23 protein-coding genes and 1 riboswitch are annotated in these 26206 nt (G+C 40.3%); of the genes, 12 read left to right on the top strand and 11 right to left on the bottom strand.

From position 1 onward, the window contains the following. The first annotated feature begins 11 nt into the window (after window positions 1–11). Genes ATS72_RS05245 through ATS72_RS05235 form a run of 3 tightly spaced genes read left to right on the top strand, consistent with a single transcriptional unit; the run spans window position 12 to window position 3000 of the window. Complete coding sequence (locus ATS72_RS05245; protein ID WP_006792298.1) at window positions 12–338, top strand: PilZ domain-containing protein; 327 nt, start codon at window positions 12–14, stop codon at window positions 336–338. Between the two features lie 18 nt (window positions 339–356). Continuing rightward, a complete protein-coding gene (locus ATS72_RS05240) occupies window positions 357–1136 on the top strand; it encodes a TatD family hydrolase (RefSeq protein ID WP_058429078.1) in 780 nt (259 codons plus the stop codon). Between the two features lie 4 nt (window positions 1137–1140). After that, window positions 1141–3000, top strand: coding sequence for an alkaline phosphatase D family protein (locus tag ATS72_RS05235; protein ID WP_058429077.1), 1860 nt, complete (start codon window positions 1141–1143; stop codon window positions 2998–3000). Between the two features lie 322 nt (window positions 3001–3322). On the opposite strand, the gene ATS72_RS05230 is transcribed toward ATS72_RS05235, so the two are convergent. Continuing rightward, window positions 3323–5179: a TonB-dependent receptor plug domain-containing protein gene (locus ATS72_RS05230; RefSeq protein WP_058429076.1), complete on the bottom strand. Its 1857-nt coding sequence runs from the start codon at window positions 5177–5179 to the stop codon at window positions 3323–3325. 191 nt (window positions 5180–5370) lie between these two features. Here ATS72_RS05230 and ATS72_RS05225 point away from each other — a divergent pair, with 191 nt between their 5' ends. Continuing rightward, window positions 5371–5862, top strand: a complete 492-nt coding sequence (locus tag ATS72_RS05225; protein WP_058429075.1) for a peptide-methionine (S)-S-oxide reductase — start codon at window positions 5371–5373, stop codon at window positions 5860–5862. Window positions 5863–5882: 20 nt separating this feature from the next. Here the strand turns inward: ATS72_RS05225 and ATS72_RS05220 are convergent, their stop codons facing one another. The 5 genes from ATS72_RS05220 to ATS72_RS05200 all read right to left on the bottom strand — a co-directional run bounded on the left by ATS72_RS05220 (window position 5883) and on the right by ATS72_RS05200 (window position 12044). Then, complete coding sequence (locus tag ATS72_RS05220) at window positions 5883–6680, bottom strand: hypothetical protein (protein WP_058429074.1); 798 nt, start codon at window positions 6678–6680, stop codon at window positions 5883–5885. 65 nt (window positions 6681–6745) lie between these two features. Further along, window positions 6746–7297 (bottom strand): DUF4136 domain-containing protein, encoded by a 552-nt coding sequence (locus tag ATS72_RS05215; RefSeq protein WP_058429181.1) that lies wholly within the window; start codon window positions 7295–7297, stop codon window positions 6746–6748. 135 nt (window positions 7298–7432) lie between these two features. Further along, window positions 7433–10207, bottom strand: a complete 2775-nt coding sequence (locus ATS72_RS05210; protein ID WP_058429073.1) for a hypothetical protein — start codon at window positions 10205–10207, stop codon at window positions 7433–7435. Then, window positions 10204–10752, bottom strand: a complete 549-nt coding sequence (locus ATS72_RS05205) for a condensin complex protein MksE (protein WP_008132116.1) — start codon at window positions 10750–10752, stop codon at window positions 10204–10206. The genes ATS72_RS05210 and ATS72_RS05205 overlap by 4 nt, the downstream gene beginning before the upstream one ends. Before the next feature lie 5 nt (window positions 10753–10757). After that, window positions 10758–12044, bottom strand: coding sequence for a hypothetical protein (locus ATS72_RS05200; RefSeq protein ID WP_058429072.1), 1287 nt, complete (start codon window positions 12042–12044; stop codon window positions 10758–10760). 219 nt (window positions 12045–12263) lie between these two features. On the opposite strand from ATS72_RS05200, the gene nhaD reads away from it, so the two are divergent. Both nhaD and lysC read left to right on the top strand, forming a co-directional pair. After that, window positions 12264–13511: a sodium:proton antiporter NhaD gene (gene nhaD / locus ATS72_RS05195; RefSeq protein ID WP_058429071.1), complete on the top strand. Its 1248-nt coding sequence runs from the start codon at window positions 12264–12266 to the stop codon at window positions 13509–13511. A gap of 110 nt (window positions 13512–13621) precedes the next feature. Further along, a riboswitch (Lysine riboswitch) is annotated at window positions 13622–13794 on the top strand. A gap of 75 nt (window positions 13795–13869) precedes the next feature. Next, on the top strand, window positions 13870–15249 hold the full coding sequence (gene lysC / locus ATS72_RS05190; RefSeq protein WP_058429070.1) for a lysine-sensitive aspartokinase 3: 1380 nt from the start codon (window positions 13870–13872) through the stop codon (window positions 15247–15249). Window positions 15250–15402: 153 nt separating this feature from the next. Here lysC and ATS72_RS05185 read toward each other — a convergent pair whose 3' ends face one another. After that, on the bottom strand, window positions 15403–16158 hold the full coding sequence (locus ATS72_RS05185; RefSeq protein ID WP_058429069.1) for a 4'-phosphopantetheinyl transferase family protein: 756 nt from the start codon (window positions 16156–16158) through the stop codon (window positions 15403–15405). A 140-nt stretch (window positions 16159–16298) separates the two neighbouring features. Between ATS72_RS05185 and ATS72_RS05180 the strand changes: the two genes are divergently transcribed. After that, window positions 16299–17621 (top strand): sodium-dependent transporter, encoded by a 1323-nt coding sequence (locus ATS72_RS05180; protein WP_008130843.1) that lies wholly within the window; start codon window positions 16299–16301, stop codon window positions 17619–17621. 4 nt (window positions 17622–17625) lie between these two features. Here ATS72_RS05180 and ATS72_RS05175 read toward each other — a convergent pair whose 3' ends face one another. The 3 genes from ATS72_RS05175 to ATS72_RS05165 form a co-directional block, all read right to left on the bottom strand. After that, window positions 17626–18300 (bottom strand): NYN domain-containing protein, encoded by a 675-nt coding sequence (locus tag ATS72_RS05175; protein ID WP_058429068.1) that lies wholly within the window; start codon window positions 18298–18300, stop codon window positions 17626–17628. 86 nt (window positions 18301–18386) lie between these two features. Beyond that, the gene (locus ATS72_RS05170; protein ID WP_058429067.1) at window positions 18387–19373 is read right to left on the bottom strand and encodes a 2-hydroxyacid dehydrogenase; all 987 of its coding nucleotides are present in this window, start codon (window positions 19371–19373) and stop codon (window positions 18387–18389) included. Between the two features lie 95 nt (window positions 19374–19468). Continuing rightward, on the bottom strand, window positions 19469–20020 hold the full coding sequence (locus tag ATS72_RS05165) for a glutathione peroxidase (protein ID WP_058429066.1): 552 nt from the start codon (window positions 20018–20020) through the stop codon (window positions 19469–19471). Between the two features lie 121 nt (window positions 20021–20141). Between ATS72_RS05165 and ATS72_RS05160 the strand changes: the two genes are divergently transcribed. Beyond that, window positions 20142–21023: an NAD(P)-dependent oxidoreductase gene (locus ATS72_RS05160; protein ID WP_058429065.1), complete on the top strand. Its 882-nt coding sequence runs from the start codon at window positions 20142–20144 to the stop codon at window positions 21021–21023. A gap of 638 nt (window positions 21024–21661) precedes the next feature. Here ATS72_RS05160 and sbcB read toward each other — a convergent pair. Further along, entirely contained in the window at window positions 21662–23107 is a 1446-nt protein-coding gene (gene sbcB / locus ATS72_RS05155) for an exodeoxyribonuclease I (protein WP_058429064.1), read from the bottom strand. Between the two features lie 201 nt (window positions 23108–23308). Between sbcB and ATS72_RS05150 the strand changes: the two genes are divergently transcribed. From ATS72_RS05150 to ATS72_RS05135, 4 genes are all read left to right on the top strand, one after another. After that, the gene (locus tag ATS72_RS05150; RefSeq protein WP_058429180.1) at window positions 23309–24121 is read left to right on the top strand and encodes an alpha/beta fold hydrolase; all 813 of its coding nucleotides are present in this window, start codon (window positions 23309–23311) and stop codon (window positions 24119–24121) included. A 185-nt stretch (window positions 24122–24306) separates the two neighbouring features. Beyond that, entirely contained in the window at window positions 24307–24711 is a 405-nt protein-coding gene (locus tag ATS72_RS05145; protein WP_006792271.1) for a hypothetical protein, read from the top strand. Window positions 24712–25015: 304 nt separating this feature from the next. Then, window positions 25016–25423, top strand: a complete 408-nt coding sequence (locus ATS72_RS05140; RefSeq protein ID WP_006792270.1) for a hypothetical protein — start codon at window positions 25016–25018, stop codon at window positions 25421–25423. Window positions 25424–25569: 146 nt separating this feature from the next. After that, on the top strand, window positions 25570–26097 hold the full coding sequence (locus ATS72_RS05135; protein WP_074210150.1) for a M23 family metallopeptidase: 528 nt from the start codon (window positions 25570–25572) through the stop codon (window positions 26095–26097). Window positions 26098–26206 lie beyond the last annotated feature (109 nt).

The following is a 26206-nucleotide window of genomic DNA, read 5'->3' as shown; positions in this document are numbered from 1 at the left end:
AAGGATTAACCATGCAAGAGCTATTAGTAGATATAGACGACCTAGACGAATTATATCGCTGTTACATGCCTTACTTAAAAAAAGGCGGCTTATTTGTGCGTACTAACATGCGTTACGAAGTAGGGCACTCGCTGGCGTTACGTGTAACCCTTCCCGACGCACTAGAAGACGACATAGTCACTGGCAAGGTTGCGTGGATTACCCCGCAGGGCGCACAAAGCTCAAACCCGCCAGGGATTGGTATTAGCTTTTTAGACGACAAAACAAACCTGAACGCCAAGATCGAAAAACTACTGGGGACTATGTTAAACTCCGGTAATCCAACTTACACCATGTAGTAAAAAACAGGCCCAATTTTGATTGTAGATTCGCATTGCCATTTAGACCGTCTTGATTTTGATAAACTCGATTTAAACCTAGACCAAGTGCTAGACCAAGCACGCGCCAAACAGGTTGAACACTTTTTATGTGTAAGCGTTACGCTTGACCAATTCCCAAGTATGCTTGATAAAATTAAGCACTACGACGATGTGTCGGCCTCGTGTGGCGTACATCCGCTTGATCAAAAAGACGCGCTTAACAAACAGCAATTAATTGATTTAGCGTCACACAATAAAGTAGTTGCGATAGGCGAAACAGGCCTAGATTACTACTACGCAAAAGACACGCATGCCGTACAGCAAGCAAGTTTTGTAGGCCATATTGACGTGGCAAACGAACTACAAAAGCCGCTAATTATTCATACACGCGACGCCCGGGCCGACACCATTAACCTAATGCGCGAGCACAACGCCGAAAACTGTGGCGGCGTACTGCATTGTTTTACAGAAGATTGGGACATGGCTAAAAAAGCCATAGATATGGGCTTTTATATTTCTATTTCAGGTATTGTAACGTTTAAAAATGCAGTAGAGCTTAAAGACGTGGTAAAGCAAATCCCACTCGACCGACTACTAATAGAAACCGATTCGCCGTATTTAGCACCCGTACCGCACCGTGGGCAAACTAATCAGCCTGCTTACGTGCAAGATGTTGCGTATTACATTAGTGAGTTAAAAGGTATTAGCTTTAACGAACTAGCTAAAGCCACCACCGATAACTTTTACTCGCTATTTAAATTAGCAGCTAAAGGCTAATAATATGACGACTCACGCGGCGCAACTTCCTATTTTACTTATGGGGCCAATGGTGCGCCGCGCTGAGCAAACAGGCGTGTGCATAGTATTTGCAACGTCAACCCCCGCACAGTGCCAAATTAATATACTCAATACGCAAAGTACTAGCGAGCAGCAAACCATTACACTAGGCGAACACCTTTATTTACACTTTGTAGTTGTAAAACCGGCAAGTACACCTTTTGAGCTCGACACTTTACTAGCGTATCAATTAATAATAAATGGCAATGAGGTTGATCTATCGGCTTGGGCTTTCAGCAATCAAGCAACTCCAGCATTTGTTATACCCAATAAACTAAATAGCATATTACATGGCTCGTGCCGAAACGCGCATCACCCCGCAAAAGACAGCCTAGTAACCGCAAGCCAATGGCAAAACACTCAACGCAGCCAAAATACACCTGGCGCACAATTATTGCTGTTAAGCGGCGACCAAGTTTACGCCGACGATGTAGCAGGGCCTATGTTATTGGTTATTCATCAGCTTATTGAAAAGCTAGGTATTTATAAAGAGCAATCTATGGCGTTGCCTCTGCCTAACAAAATTGATGAACAGCTATACAACAGGCACCATTTTTTACCCAAAACCCCGTGGCAAAAGCGCTCCAAACTGGGTGTGGGTTACTGGCTAAAAAAAGACGAGCCGCATTTTTCAAGCGTAAAAGCATTTAACCACCTTATTCACTTTGAAGAATTTATAGCGCTTTATTTACTTAATTTAAGCGCCGCTGCCTGGCAATGTGTTGATTTACAAAACGCACAATACACCGGGCAAAACCCAGAGCATCAGCGTATTTTTAATGCCGAAAAATCGGCGTTGCTTGGCTATGCTAAAGGGCTGAATGAAGTAGAAAAATTATTTGCTAATGTGTCTACGTTAATGATGTTTGACGATCACGACGTAACCGACGATTGGAACCTCACCGCAGGGTGGGAGCAAGCCATAAACCAAAACCCAAGCAGTAAACGTATAATTAATAATGGGCTTATAAGTTACTGGTTGTTCCAAGGTATGGGTAACGACGCGCTAACAAAAACAGGCGCGCTAATACCGCCATTTAAACAAAGCTTAAGCGCTAATAACCAATGGCAATTTAAAGCGTTTGATAAACCCCTAAACGAATTTAACCATTGGCATTACGAGTTAACTACAACACCTAAAGTTGTGGTGCTCGACACCCGCACACACCGCTGGCGTAACGAAAGCAATTTTAACGAGCCATCAGGCCTGCTCGATTGGGAACGCCTTACAGAGCTTGAAGAAAGCCTACTCAGTCACGATAAAGTCATTATAGTATCGCCAGCGCCAGTATTTGGTGTTAAATCAATAGAAGCCATTCAAGCGGCTTTTAATATATGCGGCCAGCCACTGATGGTGGATGTAGAAAACTGGATGGCCCACGAAGGCTCGGCTAAAAAACTACTCGACACCTTTAGACGCACCGACACCCCAAACGAAACCCTTATTTTATCGGGCGATGTACATTACTCGTTTTGTTTTTCGGTGCAAAAGCGTTTTGGCGATCACCCAAACAGAATATGGCAGCTCACCGCAAGCGGGATAAAAAACGAATTCCCGCGTAAGTTAATAAACGTACTAGATAAACTAGACTCTATTTTATACGGCCCCAAGAGCCCGCTTAACTTTTTCACCAAACGCTGGCACATGGAAGTAGACAAACACCGAACTCTAGGCGAAGGCCAAAAGTATTTAGTAAGCGACTCCGCAATAAGCCTAATAACGTTAGATAACGGCGACCTATCCCGCTATCAACTCATCCACGGCGACGGCCACACCACCGAATTCGACCTAGAACACAAATAAAGCCCGGCATTGCCTTTATTGTAGAAGTAGAGCTTGCTCACGTTAGAAGTGCAGCCTCTTGTAAAAGATCAAGTGCATAAAGAGAAACAAATTGGTGAAGTCTTTTAAGCGAGCTGTTCTGGTCTAACATCATTGGATACTTAATTTTTCAGACATAAACGTAAATCAATTAAGAAAGCGATATGAGGTTAGGTTTACTCATTTACTCCTCACTCATTTCTCTTTGTGCAATATATTTTGCCTAAAAGTCGTTTTTATATAAACCAACACAGCGTTTACAAACTAAGGTAAACATTGAGTTTGTAAACGCCGGCTTTATTTATTACCAGCTATACGTTGCACTTAACGTATATTGCTCACCGCGCCCAGGTGTGCCGGGTATTTCTTCAAACGATTCATCCCACACATTGTCTGCAGCTAACGTAATAAATAAATTATTAATAACGGTTGGCGTAATTTTTAGCGACACTTGCGTAAATAATGCGGTGTCTTTGCCACTGCGCAGTGCGTTTTCGTGCTGTTTACGCCACTCGTTATCAATCCTCATTTCTATTAGGTCGTTTGGTGCCCAAATTGCACCTAAGGTAACACGGTGATCAGGAAAATTTAACGCGTAAAAGCTGGCGTCGATATCTGCATCACCATAGTTTTCTGACTTATTTAAGTAGGTGTAGCTTGCAATGAGCTCGGTTGTATCAAAATACTTAGTCGCAAAGAATTCAACGCCGGTGGCGTCTATGTCTACCGGATTAGCAAAGCGGGCAGAGCTAGAGTCAAAACTAAAAGTCCAATCGGTTAGGTTGTTATCCTCTCGGTAAAAAACTGCTGAATTAAGCTGCCAGGTTTGCTCTTGTATTAAATAGCCAAGCTCTAGGTTTTTAGTTGTTTCGCGCTCAAGGTTGTAATTACTTCTAAATAACCCGCCTTGATCACTGCCACCAATAGCGGTGTAGCCTGCAACTTGGCTCGCTTGCGCATACGATAAGTAAACGGTTTGCTCAGAGCCATCACTGTTTTGAGTGTTTAGTGAAATATCGCCAATGAGCGATAACTCAGAGTCATCTCGGTTTGTGTCGTCAAAAGCCGCACCTAGGCGAAGTGTTAATAGCTGGTTTTGTTGAAGGTCGATTTTATATTCAGGTAATACGCTCAGTTTGTAATAAGTGCGTGAGGTAAAATTATTCTCAAGTGTGGTCGACTCTATTTCATCTTCAATATATTGCGCTGAATAATTTACTGCAAACGCGGTGTTTTGTGCATGGCTTCCTGATACAGCAATCGATTTTACTTTAGTTTCATGAAATGCTTCAAAGGCGCTTGGATTCTCACGAGAAAATACATAATGGTCGTTGTGTTTTCTGTAATAGGCCGACACCTCAAAATGGCTATTGTCTGCGTAATTTTGCTGGTGGTTAAGCATGAGTAAGCGGGTTTCTAGTTCTTCTGTTTCGTTTACGCCAAATGGTGTGTACATATTTGGCCAGCCAAAAAACTTGTCTTGTGAGCCATACAGCACATCGGTTTGCGAATCCGCACCTATTAACTGTATGCGCGCAGAGGCGCGGTTAAAATCGTGATCGCCGTTTTCTATTGAACCGTCACTTTGTGAATGAGAATATTCGCCCTCAAAGCCCAGTTGCCAATTTTTAGCACCATCAATTTCTGTGCTTATTCCTGCGTAAATACTGTGTAAGTTAAAGTTGTTTGTACCTGTACCAACAGAGACATTGCCGCCAGTTGTGATAGGTTTAAAACCAAACGAAATCGATCCCACAGAGCTGTTCATACCGTTTAAGGCATTGTCGGCCCCGGTTAAAATGTAAGGTCCAGTTAGCATTTGCGGTGCAATTGGGAGCTCAGCAACGTAATGACCTGTTTGAGGGTCGAGTAGGGTAGCACTGCCGACTCTAAACCCTGTGTTTTCGAAAATACCACCACGGATTGTTACATCAGCCTGGGCTTCTGCCATATTTCGTGATTGTAAATCAACACGAGGGTCGTATTCTAAATTAGAGACGGGGGAGTCAAAGGTCCCAACGGGTAATTTATTTGCCGTGGCCGATGCCTCAACAGTAATTTGTTCTATTGCTGTTTCGGTGTTGCTTGTAGCTTGCGCATAAGTAAAAGGTGTAATGCTGCACAGCAGTGCAGAAAATATAAAATGCTCAGTGCGATTCATGGTGTATCTCATAATGTGTTTGGGCACTAATAAAAACTATATAAAGCGGGTGGGCTAGCTTAACTTAGTCAGTGCAATTTTGTGCGCTATTGTACAGTAATTATAAAAATCTGCATTTGATAATCATTTGTATAATTAACGCGTTACAATACACATGTATTTTTAATTAACTTTATTGAGTTAGATAAACGATGACAGTTCAGCAACACAATACACTTTATTTTGCCGGCGGCTGCTTATGGGGCGTGCAAGAGTTTATGAAACATTTACCCGGCGTTATAACAACCCAAGCTGGGCGTGCTAACGGCGCAAGTAATACCACGCAAGGAGAATACGATGGTTATGCCGAGTGTGTAAAAGTAACGTTTGACTCAAGTGTTGTTTCACTCAATCAACTGTTTGACTATTTTTTTGAAATTATCGACCCCTATAGTGTTAATAAGCAAGGGGAAGATGTAGGCCCAAAATACCGTACAGGCATTTACAGCAAAAACCTAAGTCATCTAGACGCAGCAAGCAATTATATAAATAAGCGCAGCGATGCCGATAAAATTGCGGTAAAGGTGGAGCAGTTAACCAATTACGTACCAAGCGATTCAGAGCATCAAGACCGATTAACTAACCACCCCGATGATTATTGCCATATACCATTAAATTTATTGTATAAGTATAAATTGTCATAGAATTATACTTGGATTATAGGTCACTCAGGCCTTTCAAAGCGATACAATTTAAATGAGCCAGTTTGAAGTGTTGTACCTTTGTGGTTTGAATACATATAGCCTTTGAGTTCTCGGTTGTCTTTATGAATAATTAGTTTATTTGCGAAGAGTGGATTGCTGGTCGTGATTTCCAGTACGTTGTCTTTTTCTTTAATATCTTGTGGCATAAACGTGGTACTGACTATGCCATCACTTATAAAATAATTGAAATATGACTCTTTATTGGGATGAAATTCAATACTTGCGAGTTTCTGATTGCCGTCTAAATTTAATAATCCTATCCAAAAACCATATAAGCCTGACTTTTCTATTGTTGCTAATTTATCTATTTTAGAGCGGTATTTATCTATAAATGTATGAACGGTAGATTGCCGTTCTTGTTTTTCCAACCGGTAAGTTTTTGACATGACAAAATTATCTTCTGCATTAGAATAAATTTCTAATACCTCAAATGAATTATCTAAAAAACGGCTTAAAATTAATGTAAATTGCAGATGTTCTTTATTAGGGCTAATAAGTGTAATAGTGCAATTAAGGCGACTGCATTTAATATCGTTATTATTAAACGCAATTGATTTATTTCTATGAAATGCACTGGCGATATTTGCAATGATTAAACTGTGTTCTCCGTTTTCTTTTATTTCCAGTACATTGTATTCAAAATTATTTTTGTAAATGCCTTGCCACAAACCCGGAGTTAATTTTAAATTTTCCGCATGTGCGGGGAGCGCAGCAAAAAAAGCGAGTAGAGTGACTGTAAAGTACTTTAAAAATGCCAAGGTATGAGTCCTTTGTTAACAAAAAAGCTCACATACTGTGAGCTTTTTAAAAACTAACTTTAAAATTACTGCTGCTTTTGCGGCGGGAAGTTGCTTAAAATATTTGCGACTGTTTTTTTAATTGACGCTTCGCGTTGCTCTGGCGATTGTTTTTTCTTTAAACGGCCTTCTTTAGCACCGCGCCAAATTAACTGATTAGATGCGCTGTCTACAATATCGATAACCAATGTACCCACTTCGTATTCACGCGCTGTTGTGTCTCGTTGAAAACCAGTACCCCAGTAACCCCAACGGTTACTGTAACCAGTATTAAATGTATCTACTTCTAATTCTTTATCTACCGACGCATGATAGTTAACTAGTACGTCAGCTTGGGTTGGATCTACTAATGTCATACCAAGGGTGTTTGTAAGCTCATTATTTACCGCAGTACGCACACGTTTTTCCATTAAACCGTTAATTTGGTAGTTGTTGGTGTCTTTAGTTAAACTCGCGTTTTCTACCCAAGCAAATGTTTTAAAATTACTAAAGTTAGCTGATTTATCGTAATCCCAATCTGGGGTTTGAGTACAAGCGCTAAGTAGTGCTAGTGCTGCAACAATAAGTATATTTTTCATTACGTTTGCTCCAATAAAATGCATTACCTTAAAATAACACACCTTATATAAATGTGTATTATTAAAAGGTTCTAAAAATTAGTTTAGTGTGATGAATATGAATGACTAATTAATGCTAATTAGCCACTCAAAAATTTAATGCTCTACTTCTATCCAATCTTTTTCATCTACCCAGTTTTGTGCGCCATCTTTTACCGAACGAATCGGCACAATGTAGTCACAACTTATTTGCGGCTTAACTGAGGCAAATATAGGCACAAAGCCAAAGCTCAATGCGGTTTCTATAATTGCTTTTTGGTTTTGCGGGTCAATGTCGGCCGCTTCATCAATATAAATAGGTATACGGTACAGGTTTTGTTCCTGATCGCTTAATAAGTAACGAATAAACAACATGCCACACAATAACTTAATAGTAATACGTGTGCCATTTGAGCCGGCTGAGTCTATTTTTTCAAAGTGTTCGGTTTCACCTGCGCGGTTAACTACTTCAAAACGAATATCGAATAAGTCAGTTAATGTAAGGCCTGCTTTGTCTGAGGCGAGCTTTATCAGGTGATCTTTTGCTTCGTTTACCGCGCTTTCGCTGTAAGGTTCTTGGCTCAGTAAATCAAGCGTGTCGCCTTGCTCAAACTGATGCGACGTACTGATAATGGTATCAATACTATCAACTAGCATTTTGCGCGGTATTACGTTAATTTTAAACGCTTGAAGGTTAGAAATACGGTGCTGGCTTATGCCTTTATTAAAGCTGTTCATTTCGCGGCGAAGGCGGTCTAAGTCTTCACGCAAGCCCTTAATCGTGGCGGCTACTTCGGTTAGTGCCACGCGGCCTTGGCGCTCAACGGCATCGCGTTCGTTATCAAGGTTATGAAATGCGCTAATTAACTTTTGGTATTTAGTGAATTCGTCGGTTTCGTTATCGAACTTAGTAATACCTGCGTTATAAACATGCAAATAGGTATTACGCACGTTTATGTCAAAGTTACGAAGCTCTTGGCAGTCTTTATTAAAGTGATGTACTAAGTCGCTTAGGTTATCAAAATCGACCATTATATCAATCATGTACGGGGTCACTTTACCGCTGTATAAATCAAGCGTGTGATCAATTCGCTCACTTTTAACTTGGCGAAGGCGCTCAGTTTGGCGATTAATTTGCTCTTGCTTTGATTTAATTAACGAGCGTCTGTCTGCAATTGAGCCACTATTTTTTTGAGTGTCTTGCAGGTAATCGTCAACTTGTTCGCGCTCTGCTAATAATTGCTCTTTTAGCATGGCTTGCGCGTCTACCGACTGCTGCATTACTTCAAATTGCTCTAAACGTTTTAGTGCTCCCTCAAGACTCATTAGTTCATCGTAGAGTGCGTCTTTTTCTTTTTGTTTATCGGCAACATTGGCTGCCACTTCGCGCTGTTGTTTAAACTCTTTTAACGAGTGTTCAAGCGCACTTAACTGCGCGGTTAATTGCTCTTTGTTTTCGCCGCTTTGCATGTGTACTGGCGAAAGCTTTTTAAGTTTAATACTTGCGCCTGGCAAAGTAAGCACACCGCCTTTAACGTTATCGCTTAATAACGATAAAAATTCCCCAAAGGCATCTTCGTCATCAATGGTTATATCGCCATTAGTGGTGGTGGCAAACGAGAGTAGGTCGGGGTTTAAAATGCGTGATATTTCTTCCACTTCTTTAAGCGATAGGTCTTCGCGCATACGGGTGAACAAATTAAACTCCAGGTTTTTAAGCTGCAGTTTTAAGCTTTTAATTTGTTTTTGCGTTTCGCTAATGCGGTAATCAAGCGTGTGCAAGCTTTGCCCTTGTGCGCTGGTAATAGAGTGCGAAAGCGACTCGTAGTCTTGCTTAAGTTGGCCAAGGTTGGTTTTAATTGTGGCTTTATTTACCAGTTCAAACTCGCTTTTAAGGGCGCTGTAATCTAAAAACCATTGCTCAATTTGAGTTTGTTTGCGCTCTATATCGCGCGATTGCTGTACGTATAGGCTTTGTTTTTGCTCAAATTCGTGCTTTTCGTGTTCAATGTCTTCAAGTGCTATACCAAGTTCACTAAGCTGCTCTTCTTGGTAGGTGTCAAAGTCAATGAGTGCTTGGTCAATTTTAGGCGCGTACGCTGCTAATTTACCTTTAAGCACGGTTTGATTTTCAAGCATTGATTCAAGGGCGCTTATTGGCTCTTGCATTGATTCAAGGGCTTTTAATTCCCGCTTAGCCCGGTTTACTTTGTCAAACGAGCGACGCCATACTTCGTAAAAATCAACCTTTGAGTTTGACATATGGCGCTCAAACACTCGCAGCATAAAGCGCTTAACATCGCTTGCGCCCAATTTGTGTAAGTTAAGAATACGCCTAAAAATTTCTTTATAAATGGCGGAGTCTTGCACGTTATTAAGCGGGATCATTTTTAAATTAATGTCGCCGTCAAAGGGCGTTGCGCCGCCGGTAAGCAGGGCGTTTAGCTCTTGTGCTTTTAACTCAATAGGATTGTAATTAAGCGACTTTAAATGATTAAACAGCTTGGTAAATTTAATTATGGTATTACCTTGCGTGTACTGTTCTAAGTCGAGCTTGCCCTGATAACAAAAGTACTGGTGCGCGTAACCGGCTATTTTACCCAGACCCGCTACACCAATAACCACGGAGCCATGGGGGAGGTTAGCTTCAAGTAAAATGTACGACTGATCTGATGAGAAATAAAACTTACGGGTTTCATCTAAATCGTGCCCGTCCCATTCGGTTAGGCGCAAATCGTTTATAAGCGGAAATTGTAGGGCGTTAATAACCGAGCTTTTACCGGTATTATTTGGCGCACAAATAGAGCTGCTTTTATCAAGCGGGATCACACACTTTGCATAACCTGCGGTATTAAGTAGGGCGAGTTTACTCAGTCCGTATAAGTTGTTCATTCCTCGTCCTCCGTCATGTAGGTTTCTTCGTTTACTTCCATTAATGCATCAATGTAGCGGTGAATAGGGGCTTGTAGCATAAAGCCGCCTTCTACTTCACGGGCAAGGCCTAAACGAACCATACGCAGGTAAACATCTTTTCGTAAATCTGAGCCCGAAAATATCTCAAGCTGATCAAACAAGTGCTTGTTTATTTGCACTAAGGTTTGCATCAGTTCTAAATCGTTTACTTCATCAAACAGGGCGCGCATTGGGTCTTTACCGGTATTGGCAAAGTGCTCAATTAAAATGTAAATAGTGAGTGCGATAGCGCGCGATATTTTACCCATATTTGGCGTACTTTCGTCGCTGGCAAAATAGTAAAAGCCACGGCTATCGTGTTTTATGTCATGGCCTAATGCGGTAAATAGTGCGCTGTAAGATTCAATGTGTTGGTCGAGTTCTTGCCACATTACGTTGTCTTGTTCGCAAATGTGGTAACCCGCAGTTAATTTTTTATTGATTGCTTGCAGGTGAGTGAGTTCTTCTAGGTTTATATGTGTCATGGTAATTACTTATCTGCCTCAGTATTAGGCTGAGTTGCTGAATCTGATGCCTGAGAATTAAATGGGTAAAGTGAAAAGTGCTGGCCGGCAATTTTAACTCGGGCTTTTTCATCGCTTTGGCTAATTTCAATGTCGCTATCACTGACTAATTTTTGATATAAAAAGAGCATTTCGTCGGCGTCTAAGTCGGGGTAGCTTTCATCTAAAAACTGCAGCAGTGGCTGTGGTTTTTTACGTTTTTTGTTAAAGCGTTTAGCAAAGCTTGTTTTTACATCGTTGTAGTCAGGAATGTTAGGCGTTACAAATGCGGGTACATCTTGTTGTTCGGGAAGTTGATATTCTTCATGTTCGAATTCTACCAAGCTTGCCATGTACGCGATAATATGGCGTTGTTGCCCAAGCGAATAACGCTGAGAGTCGGTTACAAAATTAGGTTGTACAGCGCTTAGCATGTTATCTACGCCATTTTTACGTACAAGGCCGAGCACTTTGGCAGCTTGGCGTGTAACTAAGTTATTTCGGCGTAGCTCTTCGCGCAGGGGCATGAGCATATCGGCACTTTTACGTAAACTCTCTCGGCCCATTAGGTTCATTTCGAGTATGCGAGTTCGTAGCTGTTCTAGCATGCGTTTGTCGGTGTATGCTTTACCAGAGCGTTCAATAAATTCGATTTGTTTACTGATTTGCTGCTCTATTATTGTAAAGCAGGCATGAAAATCGCCCCTAATATCGACCATTTCAAGCATGGGCTCTATGTATTCATCAAAGGCTTCGATTACTGATTTGTAGCGTTTTTGTAGTGATTGCACCGCATTGTTTGATTTAGCTTGTTCAACAATATTTAAAATGGCGTTTTCGTTGTGCGCGTAGAGCTTCATTATTTTACGTACCCGATCATCCATAATACGGCTAAATCGGCGTAAATCGTCAAAGTCTTCCATGCTACCAGCGTTATCTAAACGATTACCTAAACGGGCAAGATCGTCTACTAACACGCTAATTTCTTGTGCTAAGCCCAAATGCTCTTCTTGCAGTAAAAAAGTAGCAAAGTCAGCAATTGCACGGTTAATTTCAAGCTGTGATGATTTAGCCAGTGGAATTAAAATATCTTGATTGAGCAAACGGTTTGTTTCTTTGTAAATGCGCTCGTTGTTCCACGTGGGTTGTTTTTGCTTTATCGCATTTTGCACGTCTTTTAGGCTAAAGTCGGCCATTTTAAAACGTTTAAATAATAGCTCTAAAACTCCCCAATGTTCGCTAAGGGTATTTAGTCGCTTTTTAGCTGGGATCATAAGGTGTTACAACATCCTAGTAATTTATTATTGAGAATTTAGAAGCGTCTCATTATTACGTATTCTAATTAATCTAGCCTGTATATGGTATTCGTTTTTAAGACTATTTAATAATAGTTTTTGTATAGCCGCAGTGCTAACATTCGCGCCGAAAATAGGCACGTCGAGAGGGACTTTACGTGTGTTCTTTAAAACAATATCAAAGGTTATTTAATACCCATGGTTTCCACGATTATTCTAACCCTGATAGCGATCGGATTTTTATTGATTGTTATAGAAGATATCATCCATGTAAATAAAGCTAAAACCACGCTTTTTTTTGGCACGCTTTGCTGGATCCTCCTGTTTATTTTCCCTTTGCATGGGCAAAGCCCAGAGCAAGTACAAGAACTCCTTAACGAAAATATTTTAGAGATAGCATCGCTGTGGTTGTTTTTAATGGCCGCCATGACCTTTGTTGCTTATTTAAACTCAAAAGGGTTTATCGAAAATATTGTGCACAGAGTAATGCCAACAAGTATTAGCGAACGCAAGCTGATGTTTTTGGTTGGGGTATTTGCCTTTTTGTTTTCGTCGGTTTCAGACAACGTAACGGCTACGTTAATATCGCTTGCTGTAGTTATGTCGTTAAAGCTACCGCCTAAAAAGCTTATAAAATATGCCACACTTATTGTGTTTGGTGTTAACTCCGGTGGTGTGTCGTTAATTACCGGTGACGTAACAACCTTAATGATATTTTTAGATGGCAAGGTAACCATTGCTAACTTATTACTGCTTATTGCGCCTGCATTTATTAGCGTTATGCTGTTAGCGGCAATGCTAAGTATTGGCATGAAAGGGGATGTAACCTTTTCAAAGTCTGGAAAAAAACGCATAGAAAAAACCGATATCACCATTGCAGTTATTTTTGTATCCACAGTTATAAGCATACTTGCGCTGAGTGTAATTTACAGTGTACCGCCTTTATTAACTTTTTTATGTGGCCTATCAATCATGTTTTTAGTGGCGCAATTTTTAATGCGGAAAAAAGACATAAACAAAAATATTATCGACTACGTACGCGACATAGAATACGACACCTTACTGTTTTTCGTCGGGGTTTTATTATTGGTAGGTGCATTAAAAGAGATTGGAATGCTAAGTAAGTTTACCGACCTTTACACCGTTATGGCGCCACAGTACGCTAACTACTTAATGGGTATTTTGTCGGCCGGGGTTGATAACGTACCGCTCACTGCTGCTTTACTAAAAGCCAATATAGTAATGAGCCAGCAAAATTGGTTATCGTTTACTTATGCAACTGGTGTTGGTGGATCTATGTTAATTATTGGATCGGCTGCGGGTATTATTGCTATGAGTAAAGTAAAAGAGCTAACTTTTATGAGTTACTTACGTTTGTCGCTCTATTTGTTAGTAAGTTATACCGTGGGTTATGCGGGCGCTTATTACATGGGCGGGTTTGTTTAAGTTTTGCTTAACAAACCGCATTAAAACGCTTGACAGCTAGACGTCTAAACGTTAACTTTCAAACCCCACTTTATAGTGGGGTTTTGTTTTATTAGCCATTGGTTAATACAACATTCAGAAGAGGTGCGATACTTAGGTATTTAATGGTAGGTGACGAACGCCCATAACCATTAAAGAGGGAAGTACTCGCCGAGAAAACCAACGTTACGTCGATGTTGTTTTTCGGTTTATGGGGCTGAATCCTCAAAACTGTCACCAATCTAGGTGGAGAGCTTCTGGCAGTGGATTTACCTTCAAGCATTCACTTGCCAAGTTCTTCTTGTTTTATCGCGGTTTGGATACCGCAAAAGGAGACTAAATGACTACCCAATCAGTGCCGCAAGCAGTATCGGACGTTAAATCAGATTACATCGTTGCCAAATTTGGCGGAACCAGTGTGGCTAACTTTGATGCGATGAGTCGTTGTAGCGAAATTATTGTTGCCGATAAAAGCGTGCGTATTGTTGCTGTAAGCGCCAGTGCCGGCGTAACTAATCATTTGGTTGCACTGTGTAAATCAAGCATCACCCCAGAGCAGCGCCAAGAACACATTGACGGCGTGCTAGCCATTCAACACGCTATTTTAGATGAGTTATCGCTTGATGCCGATTTAGCCGTAGGGTTTAACGAAACGTTAAAAGCATTCCAAACGCTAGCGCTTGAAACACTGACAACTGATCAGCAGCACGATGAGTTACTTAGCTTTGGTGAACGTTTATCGTCGTACTTATTTGCGCAAGTGCTGCGTTTAAAAGGGTTAAATGCCGATCGCTTTGATGTACGTCAAGTACTTAAAACAGATAGTCAGTTTGGAAAAGCAACGCCAAATGTAAGCGCAACAGCACAAGCTGCTAAAGAATATTTGATCCCACTGTTAGATGATCAAGTTATTGTAACCCAAGGTTTTGTTGGCAGTGACGAATTTGGACAAACAACAACGCTTGGCCGTGGTGGGTCTGACTACAGTGCCGCTTTACTTGCTGAGGCAATAAACGCCAAAAGTGTACATATTTGGACTGATGTTGTGGGTATTTTTAGTACCGATCCGCGATTATGTGTAAAGGCATCGCCTATTGCTCGTTTAAGCTTTGATGAAGCTGCTGAAATGGCTACCTTTGGTGCAAAGGTATTGCATCCAGCTACTATTTTACCCGCTAGCCGTAGTCATATTAATGTGTTTGTTGGATCAAGCCGCGAGCCTGAACGTGGTGGTACGTGGATAGAGCGTGAAAAATCGCAGCAGCCAGGAATTCGCGCGGTAACCCAGCGTAAAAATCAAATTTTGCTCACCCTTAAAAGCCCTGAAATGTTATTGGCTAGCGGCTTTTTAGCCCGTGTATTTACTATTTTAAGCGAGTTTAATATATCGGTTGATTTGGTAACTACGTCTGAAATTAGTGTCGCAATAACGCTTGATAATGCGCCTAACGCGTCGCGCCCAGAGCTCGACCAAGCGTGTCTAGATAAGCTTGCTGAATTTTGCCATGTGTCGGTTGAAAACAACTTAACACTGGTGGCACTTATTGGCTCTGAGATTCAACTTCGCCAACACGAAATGAACTTAATGCAGGTATTAAGTGACTTTAATATTCGCTTAATTTGTCATGGAGCAAGTAAGCACAACCTATGCTTTTTAGTCGAACAAAGTGAATCTGATAATGTGGTTCAGGCTATTCATAGCCGTTTGTTAGAAGCTTAACTAGCAATACTAATTCGCAATAATACTTAATCATTTTTAGGGGCTAAAAGTGTCGCTATCTGTGTTAAAAAATTCTCATTTAGAACAACTAAATAACGAATTTTTTGCCTAGCTATCAACACGTTTATCTATCCTCAAAATAGATCACTTAATTTAGCGGATTGGTATAAGCGAGACATCGGTTAACACAAAGCACCGCCAATCGGTGCTTTTTTTATGCACTAAGGTTAAATCAAATGTCTCTGTTTGTGTGTTTACTACTTGGCTGCTCGCGGCCAAGCTTACTAAGGTTAATTCGTTAAATACGTTGGGGCTAAGTAATTTGGCAATAGGGCGACTAGTTGCTTTAGCTAATGACTCTTTTAATGTCCAAATTCTAAAAAAGGTATTGGCTTGGCTTTGCGTATTAGGTTGAGACGTAATTAATGTAACTTCGTCTGTGTGGTAAAAATGCTTGGCTAGTTTTTCAAACGGGCGCGTTAAGCTAATTTTTTCAAGGTCGAAGCCAAATGCCTCGCTTTCTAAATTTAAAGCAACCCCAACAAAACCATGAGAGTGCGATATACACGTATTAATAACGCACTCGTTAATATGCAGCTCTAATTTAGCTGTGGATTGGTTAAAACTTGTGTTAATGGCATTTAATGGCACATTTGAAAATTCAGGGTGGGTGGTTTTCACAAGCAATTTTAAAAGTAAGCGGCTTGCTACATATTCTTTTTTAGCTATTTGGTTTTTACGGCGGTTAATAACGGTTAATTCAAATTCGCTGAGTAAGCTCGCCAAGTTGTAATTAGCCAAACCAAGAGTATTAGCGTCGAACAACAAAACGGTACTTTTGCCTTTAGGTAAATTGGCAAAATCTGTTGGCGTTATGGTTAAGGCGTTATTAAAAAAATGTGCGGTCATATCAGCTCAAAAAGTAAAAAGTCGTTGTTATTGTGAGCAGTTAACGCGACAAACAAAGGCTGAATACAATTTTATTACTCAGCTGGCATTAAATATGGTTTAATTCACAACAATCAAAATAATAACAGATTTGTAGATGTATGGCACAAATGCGTGATGGGTTTCAAAGCCGACTTGGTTTTGTTTTAGCCGCTGCTGGCGCGGCAGTGGGTTTGGGTAATATTTGGGGATTTCCTACACAAGCTGCTAATCATGGCGGTGGAGCATTTTTACTCGTCTATTTTCTGGTTATCTTTTTATTGGCGTTACCGGCGCTATATACCGAGCTTTATTTAGGCCATAACGCACAAGCAAACCCGGTAAAAGCGCTGGGTAACGCATGGCAAGATAGCAACCGTAAAATAGGTGCAGCTGCGGGCTATATTGGCCTTGCGGGTGCTGTGGTCATGTTGAGTTTTTATTCAATTGTGGCAGGGTGGATGCTGTCGTACGCAATTGAGCCTGTTACAACGTTTGTTGGTTTACACAGTGTGAGCGAGTTTTTACACAGTGACTCGCAAGCCCGTAATTTTGTATTTACACCATTAATGCTTATTTTAACGGCCTGCATTATTTTAAAGGGTGTTAAATCGGGTATTGAAACCTGGTCGCGCCGACTGATGCCTATGCTATTGGTGTTACTTGTCGCGCTAATTGCTTATATAGCCACTTTGGATGGCGCAAGCGAAGGTTTTGCAGCGTATTTAATGCCTAACTTTAGTCAAATACTCGATCCAAATTTAATTATTGCCGCTATGGGACAAGCGTTCTTTTCGTTGTCGTTAGGGGTGGGGTGTATGATGATTTACGGCTCGTATTTACAGCCTGATGCCAATTTACCAAAACTAACGGCAAGTGTTGCATTACTTGATACGAGCGTTGCATTTTTAGCTGGTTTACTTATTATTCCGGCTATTTATGTTGCACAGCATAATGGCGTTGAGGTATTTAGTGGCGGTAAATTAATAGGTGAAGGGCAGCTTATATTTGCCATTTTACCTGAGTTATTTAATACCATGGGAGAAATAGGGTTACTGGTTGGTTTATTGTTTTTTGTTTTGATGTCGATAGCGTCTGTGACCTCGACTATTTCGTCTACTGAAATTCCGGTTGCGTTTTTAGTTGAAAACCACAACGTAAACCGAACTAAAGCCACGTGGTTGGTAAGCTTAGTGGTTTTAATATGTGCGAGTGCAATTATAGTAAACTTTGATTGGTTATTTGGTTTAGTAATTATGGTGTTTACTCAGTACCAACTTCCGTTAATGGGGTTATTTTACTTTATAACGGTTGGCTGGATGTTCAAACGAGGTAATAAGTTACACCAAGCTAGCACCGGCGCGCATTTTTGGTTTGCCCAGTATATCCGTTTTGTATGCCCAATATTAATGACCTTGGTGTTTGCAAACGTCGCGTTTGGTTAATAACTCAATGCAACGAGACTAAAAAGCCTCCGTCGGGGGCTTTTTGCATTTTAAAATGCTGATCGTGATATTTAAAATATTGATATAGCTTACTTACGCCTAGCTGCTTTTTTGTAATATTAAATATTCGATGAAGATAGGTACCAACATCCACTGTTTCAGAGAGTCCAGTTTTTGCATGCTGTGTGTTCTCAACGGCTTCTTTCACCAGTGCTAAATGGTAGGTATCAACAGAGGCAATACTTTTATTTTTTACTTTAGGTATGGTGCTTTGTTTACCTAAAATATAAAAATCATCAAAATAGTGTTTAGCGCTCGCTGTATTATTACCAAACCCTATTACTTTTTTACCATTTCGTCTTAAAAAGTGCACTAGCGCCGCAAAGTCAGAATCAGATGACGCTATTGCAAAAGTGTCAATCGGCGAGACATACAATGACTCCATAACCCCGACAGTTAACGCAATATCGGCAGCATTACTTTTCGATTTTACGAGTTTTTCTTGGTACACCATTTCTATAGCAAAGCGCGAGCATATATTCACCCAAGGTTTTAGCTGCATAGCCCCAAAGTTGCCATATGCTTTTTTAACCTCAATATGTTCAAACTTAGCTATTATTTGCTCTATATATTTATGGCTTATATTTTCTGCATCTATGAATAACGCTGTTTTTTCCATTTAAACACCTGCTAAAAAAGCCATTAAATATAACTAATTGATACCACTGCAATGCATATTTTGGCAAGTGTAAATGGCTATAAATGTTAATTTTTAAAAACGGAGTTAGTAAGCGATTTACTCTGTTCAACCTCAAGAGCATTTGTAATGGTGGTGTTTGCTATTTCGGTGAGCGCTTCTTGAGTAAAAAAGCCTTGATGCCCGGTGATCAGAACATTTTTAAAACCAACTAAACGGGAAAAAATATCGTCTTGGTTTATTTCGTCGCTGTGGTTTTTAAAAAACAGTTCGGATTCTTGCTCGTATACATCAAGTCCTAAGTAACCTAGTTTTTGTGTTTTAAGTGCTTGTATGCAGGCTTTGCTGTCGAGTAAAGCACCACGTGAGGTGTTGATAAGCATAACGCCGGGTTTCATTTTAGCAAAAGCATGTTCATCGATTAAATGATGGGTTTGCTCGTTTAGTGGGCAATGCAGCGAAATAATATCGCTTTGGGTAAGTAACGTGTTTAGGTCGGTAATGGAGTAGTTACCCGGTATTGCATTTGGGTCACACACTAAAACGTTTGCGCCAAATCCATTGAGTATATTACACAGTGCTAAGCCAATTTTTCCGCACCCAATAATGCCCACTGTTTTGTTGTGCAAGTTAAAGCCAAGTAACCCGTTTAGATCAAAATTGTCTTCGCGCACGCGGTTGTAGGCTTTATGTGTTTTTCGGCTCAGTGTAAGCATAAGCGCAATACAATGCTCAGCTACGGCTTCTGGGCTATATGCTGGTACACGCAAAACATGAATGTTATGTGCTTTTGCCGCATCTAAATCAACATTATTAAAACCGGCACAGCGCAGTAATATAGTGTTTACACCTTGAGCTGCTAATAGCCTTATAACTTGAGCATTAACTGTATCGTTTACAAATACACACACTGCATTGTAATTGCTTGCTAACACCGCAGTTTGTTCGTTAAGCGATTGCTCAAAATAGGTTATTGCTAAGTTATTATGAGTTGCAATACTCTGTTCAAAAAAAGGTTTTTCGTACTTTTGTGCGCTAAAAAAAGCAATGTTCATGGTGTGGCTCCAACAATTTGGTGCGTTTAAAATAGTTAACCTGTTTAAATTAAACTACGTTACTGCCATGTGCTCAAGTAGCGATTACTTTTTATTTACAGCGCTGTGCGCCTATTTAAAGCAGACATAATGGGTGTTGCTTTTATGTCACTTGGTTCAACGGCTTTCTGTAGGTGTGTTTCGATAACCTGTTTAAGTGTTTCAGGTTTAGTACGCGGTGCATAGCGTGCGACTAATTGCCCCTGTGAGTTAATTAAAAACTTTGTGAAATTCCATTTCACTGCACGGTTTTGTGAAATACCGCGGGTATGGCATTTTAAATAGCTAAATAAAGGGTGAGCGTCTGGGCCATTTACCATAACTTTACCAAATACTTTAAACGAAACACCAAACTGCATTTGGTAAAAATCTTTGATAGCTAAATTATCAAGTGGCTCATTTTGTCCAAATTGGTTGCATGGGAATGCAAGTACCGTTAAGCCACGATCCTTGTACTCTTGGTATAGCTTTTCGAGAGCATTTAATTGCATTGAAAAACTACATTTACTGGCTGTATTGACAATGAGTACGGTTTTGCCTTTTAACTCGCTTAAAGAAAAATTCTCACTGTTATAAAGTGGTGCATTAAACTGATAAATACTATCCATTGGTTACCTACTTAATTTCCAATTGGTGGAAATTTTACAAAGACTTTCATTCGCTTTTTTGTTGGCCGGTTGACATAATCGGGACCTAGTTTCTAAGTTAGCAGTTAAATAGGTCATTTTTATGTCAATGAAAGTCGCATTTATAGGTTTAGGCGTAATGGGTTACCCAATGGCGGGGCATTTAGCCAATAAAGGGCATAGCGTATGTGTATTTAATCGTACGCAATCAAAGGCGCAAAGTTGGGCTGAACAATACAAAGGAAGCGTTGCAGATACCCCACGCGAAGCTGCTCAAGGCGCTGATATTGTATTTATGTGTGTGGGTAACGACGATGATTTACGTTCTGTAGTTTATGGTGACAATGGCGTTTTGGCGGGTATGTTACCGCATACCATATTAGTAGATCACACAACAACCTCTGCAGAAGTTGCCCGCGAAGTAGCTGCAAAAGCGGCGCTGCAAAATATTGACTTTATCGATGCGCCAGTGTCTGGCGGACAAGCCGGTGCAGAAAATGGCGTTTTAACGGTAATGGCTGGTGGCAATGAAGCCGTATTTGCAAAAGTACAGCCTGTAATGGCGGCATTTAGCCGTTTTAGCCAATTGTTAGGCGGCGTAGGCTCGGGCCAGCTTTGTAAAATGGTTAATCAAATTTGTATTGCCGGTGTTGTACAGGGTTTAGCCGAGGGATTACATTTTGCTAAGCAAGCAGGCCTTGACGGTGAAAAAGTAATTGAAACCATATCAAAAGGCGCTGCAGGTTCGTGGCAAATGGAAAACCGCTACAAAACAATGTGGGCTGGCGAATACGATTTTGGTTTTGCGGTAGATTGGATGCGCAAAGATTTAGGCATTGCGCTTGATGAAGCTAAAAACAATGGTGCGACGTTACCAATGACTGCAACGGTCGACCAATACTACGCAGATGTACAAGCACTTGGTGGCGGCCGATACGATACTTCAAGCCTACTTGCACGAATAGAGGCGCTGCATAAAAAATAACTATGTATGTGTTTTAAATTAAACAGGTTTCGCGTTTAACTTTTAGACGCGAAGCTTGCCTGTTTAGCGGGTAATGCCCATAAGTGATTTATTCACAAAGAGGGAAAGAGGCGCTGCGCTTTTAGAGGCAGTGATAATGCTAAAAAGGTTGTTGTTGGTCTGTATGTTTTCTCATTTACTCCTCATTTTTATTTTTGTGCAAAAGTTTTTTATTTTAAAGCTACGCTTTCGCGTTAGTAAGCTCGACGGCTAAGGGCTAAATAAAAATTATTGCTTGTTTTGTAGACGCGAAGCTTGCTTGCGTGAAGGGCAAAGCCCGTAAGTGATTTATTCACAAAGAGGGTAAGAGGCGCTGCGCTTTTAGAGGAAAAGATTAATATTAAGCTGTTTTTGGCTTATGTTTGCTCATTTACTCCTCATTTATTCCTCTTTGTGCAAATGTTTTTATCTTAAAAGCTACGCTTTTCACGTGAGCAAGCTCTACGTCTACCGCGATGGTGTAGATATGGGTTTTACTTGTAGACGCGAAGCTTGCTTGCGTGATGGGCGAAGCCCATAATAATTTAAATAAAAACGCGACGCTTTAGTAATTAAAGCGTCGCGTTTTTATATGCGCTGACCAATACGCTTAAAGCAAATTACATGCTTTGCGCGTAGTTATAAAGCGCTTTTAAAATGGTCAGGTTTTTTTCGCTGTCGTCGTGCTCATGGGCCAAGTTTTCAAGGGTGATCATAAAATCTTGTGCACTGATTGATGGTTGATCTTCCCCGTGCATTAACTTGTTTTGGCAATACTGGCGCCATTGATCAAGTTCTTGCTGGTTGAGTGTTTCTGGCCAGTTTCGCGCGCGGTATCTAAACAGTAATGTATTGAACTTTTTATCTTCAAAATCTAAATTTAAGACCGCTAGCTCGTCTGGCTTAGCATCGCGAATAATCGCAAATTTAGCTTTATCGGCATGGCTTGTAAAGCCATCGTAAAGTAAGTAATCGACGTTAGTGGTCGCGCTGTAATCGCCTTGCTCGTTAAACACTTCAGTGACTTTATCGCGAAGGTCGGTATTGGCTTTTAAAATAGCTAAATTAGCGAGGCACTGCTCGCGGTCAATTCCTAAACGGGCTGCGTTTTCAGGCAATAATGTTTTTGCAGGCGCTAAAATAGGGCACTTGTTTAAATGCACTAACTTTAAACCAACAGGTAAATCGCCCTCGGCTAAATCTACGCGTTTGGTGTATAAACGTTTACGTAATTCTTCTACATTTAAATCAAGCAACACTTGCGGGCTTTGGGTTAAATCAAAACAAATAACCGCGTTTTTATTGACCGGATGAAAGCTCATAGGCGCCACCCACGTTGTACAACCTTGCGTTGCAGGAATACGCGATGAAGTATGTACCAGCGGCGTCATGTTAAATACATCAACCAACTCGCCAAGCGCTTTTTTATTACGCAACCCAAAAAAGAAGTTATAAAGCTTTGGCTGTTTTTCTTTTATTAGCTTAGCCAATGCAATAGTGGCCGTCACATCGCTTAGCGCATCGTGCGCAGCAGCGTGTTCAATACCGTTGGCTACTGTTAAATGTTCAAGCTTAAAGCTCGGACTGCCATCTTCTTTTAACGGCCATTCAATGCCCTCGGGGCGTAGCGCATAACACGCACGTACTAAATCAATAATATCCCAGCGGCTATTATTGTTTTTATATTCACGCTCGTACGGGTCGTAAAAGTTACGATAAAAACTATAACGGCTTACTTCGTCATCAAAGCGAATACTGTTATAACCTGCCACACAGGTGTTTGGCATACTAAATTCAGCATGAATTTTTGCTATAAACTCAGCCTCAACCAAGCCTTTTTTCATCGCCACTTGTGGCGTAATACCGGTGATTAAACATGCCTCAGGGTGGGGTAAGTAATCCGCTTGCGGCTTACAATATTCAATAAGCGGCTCGCCAATAATGTTTAAATCAAGATCGGTACGAATACCTGCAAATTGGCTCGGCTTATCCTTTTGAGGGCTCGCCCCCCAAGTTTCATAATCGTGCCAATAGATTGTTGCTTGATTTTGCTCTTGATATGCCATAGTAAACCCTGAGTAGTTAACTTAAAAACGCCTAAATATGCGCCAAGTTACTAAAATAATGAATTATTTAGATTATGGCATATGGGCGAGGGAGTTTATAGGGACCTTAATTTAAACTTTAGAAATTTTAACTATTACCGCTGGAAGTCATATTTAATATCGCATAAGGTGTTTTTTAAATTAACTTAAGAAAAAAATATGATGAGAATACTTTTTACCGCAATCATTTTTTATTCGCTTTTCATTCCACACGGTGTAATAGCCAGTACGGGTAAGGTTCAAGTAAATGGTTTTGACGTTGAATACGAATTAGTAGGTGATGGTAAACATACCATTTTACTTGAAGCGGGTGGCTCTGCTGGTTTAAGTGATTGGGATCCGATTTTTGAATCACTTACCAAGCACGCGAAAGTTATACGGTATTCTCGTATTGGTAATGGTGGCTCTGCACAAATAAAGAAAAACTATAGCTCAGAAGAATACGCTGCTGAGGTTGTATTATTACTCAAAGCACTGAAAGTAGAAGAGCCTATTGTATACGTTGCCCATTCTTATGGTGCTTATATTGCGCGTGTATTTGCTGCAACATACCCTAATCAGATTAAAGCGTTAATGTTAATTGAGCCTGCATCAGAGCACGATGTAGATATTATGCGCGCAATTGATTTGCCCCGCGCTGAAAAAGAAATTGCTGCAATAAAGCTCGATGATATGAAAAATGGAATGTCGAATCAGTATTTAGATTTTTGGGCAAAACGCCCGCTACCTGATTACCCTCAAATTGCTGATATACCCGTGACTGTTATCGCCTCCGTTAAAAAGTATAAAAAGCCATCTGTATTATTTTTTACCGCCAAAGCTCGTGAAATGTGGGGTGACTTACATTCAAAGTGGGCTAATGCATTTCCTCAAGGTGAAATAGTAATAACAAATAAAAGCTATCACTATCCGCAAAATGATGAGCCAAAAATGGTTGTAACCCAAATAGTTAAGTTACTTGAACGCACTCAATAAGTTTAAATTTTTGGTTGTTTTGATAAATATCAATTTTCGAAATTAATGGTCGGCATTAGACTAAAGTCTATAGGTTAGATTTCTTCACTTATTAGGTTTGTTTTTATCGTTTGTCGGTTTGATGGGAATTCTCTAAAGTTCAGTTGTCGGCAACAAGCACGACTTAACCAAACAGGATTATGACCATGAAAACTTTTATCAAAACTATCGCTCTTAGCTCACTACTTACTTGTTCAGCTGCTGCAATGGCTGATCAAAGTGATTACAAATTAATGGTTATCGAAACTGCAACAGCGCCGCAGCCACTTGAGCAATCTTTTAACAGCTGCGCACTGAATGTTAAGTCAAAAAACTATGCACAAGCTGAAGAAGTTTGTACTAAAGCAATTGCGCTTTTAAAGGATGCTGACGCACCACGTTTTAAAGTACGCCAGCTTACTTCATACGCACTAAGCAACCGTGGTGTAGCGCGTTTGAAATCGAATAACGAAACAGCTGCTTTAGCCGATTTGTACGAAGCTAACCAAATGTCTAACAGCACTATGGTATCGCACAACTTAAATCGCGCTAAAGAAGAGCTTTCTTTATAAGCTTTTAGCAAGCACATTTTAAAAAAAGCCCCAGCTAGGTTTAACCTGCTGGGGCTTTTTTGTATCAGCATTATTGTAGTTTGTACGATTACGTTCTTATTGCTAAGAGAATTGCATTATCCATAGTTTATTAAATGTAAGTACCTAAAAAGTTGGTATATTTATAATGGCGTTAGACTAAAGTCTATAGGTTAATTTTATTCACTTATTGAGTTTGTTTTTATCGTTTGTGAGGTTTGAGCTTTTACTCTAAAGTTCAGTTGTCGGCAACAAGCACGACTCACTTAATTAGGAAAGGCAAACCATGAAACGTACACTTTTAAAAACCATCGCTCTTGGCTCATTATTAACTTGCTCTGCAGCTGTAATGGCTGATTCAAGTGACTACAAATTAATGGTTATTGAAGCGCAAACTGCGCCGCAGCCGCTTGAACAATCGTTTAACAGCTGCGCACTGAATGTTAAGTCAAAAAACTACGCACAGGCTGAAGCTATTTGTACTAAAGCAATTGCACTTTTAAAAGATGCAGACGCACCACGATTTAAAGTACGCCAGCTTACCTCATTCGCGTTAAGCAACCGCGGTGTAGCGCGTTTAAAAGCGAACAACGAAACGGCTGGTCTTGCTGATTTATACGAAGCTAAATCAATGTCTAACAGTACAATGGTGTCGCACAATTTAACACGTGCTAAAGAAGAGCTTTCTTTATAATAAGTATTACCATAGTGAAAAAGCCGGTGTGAGAGTGATCTTGCATCGGCTTTTTTGTGTTTACTGTTTATTAAAGTGCTCATTATCTATTCATCATTGCGGGTTAATAATACATTTAATTGTTTAACTCAAAGCAGAATCCTATTTTGAAGCCCATAAAAATATTACTACTTAGCTTAGTCGTTATTATATTAACCACAGTACTAGCCCTGTTCGTTTTGCCTGAAAAAATCACTAATCCCGTATTAGGGGCAACACCCAAAGATTGGAATCATGCTACTTTTTGGTATGAGCCATGGGGGAAGTCGGGTGTTCATAAAGGCATTGATATATTTGGTAAAAAAAATACGCATGTTGTTGCACCGGTTAATGGGATTGTTGTGTTTAGCGGTGAGCTTAAAAGAGGCGGTAAGGTAGTTGCTATACTCGGGCCTAAATGGCGGGTGCATTATGTAGCGCATTTAAATAGTTACAGTGTAAGTGAAGGCGACATTGTGAAGTTAAATGAAAATATTGGATTATTGGGTAACACAGGAAATGCAGCGGATAAGCCACCTCATGTTCATTATTCAATTGTGTCTTTATTTCCACTACCTTGGCTTGCAACAAGTGAAAGCCAAGGTTGGAAAAGAATGTTTTATATCAACCCACATACAAAACTGATTAGCCGTTAATGGTCAGTGACTAGGGTCTGTTGATCTTTGCGGATTGAAATTTATTCAAACTAGGGGCTATTTAATCGAGGCGCGAGGTTTGTAACCTAGTGGGCTAAGTAAAAACTGA

Origin of the sequence: Pseudoalteromonas sp. 13-15 (assembly GCF_001468205.2) — a bacterium.
GTDB classification, from domain to species: domain Bacteria; phylum Pseudomonadota; class Gammaproteobacteria; order Enterobacterales; family Alteromonadaceae; genus Pseudoalteromonas; species Pseudoalteromonas marina.
This window is presented reverse-complemented; position numbering and strand designations above follow the sequence as displayed.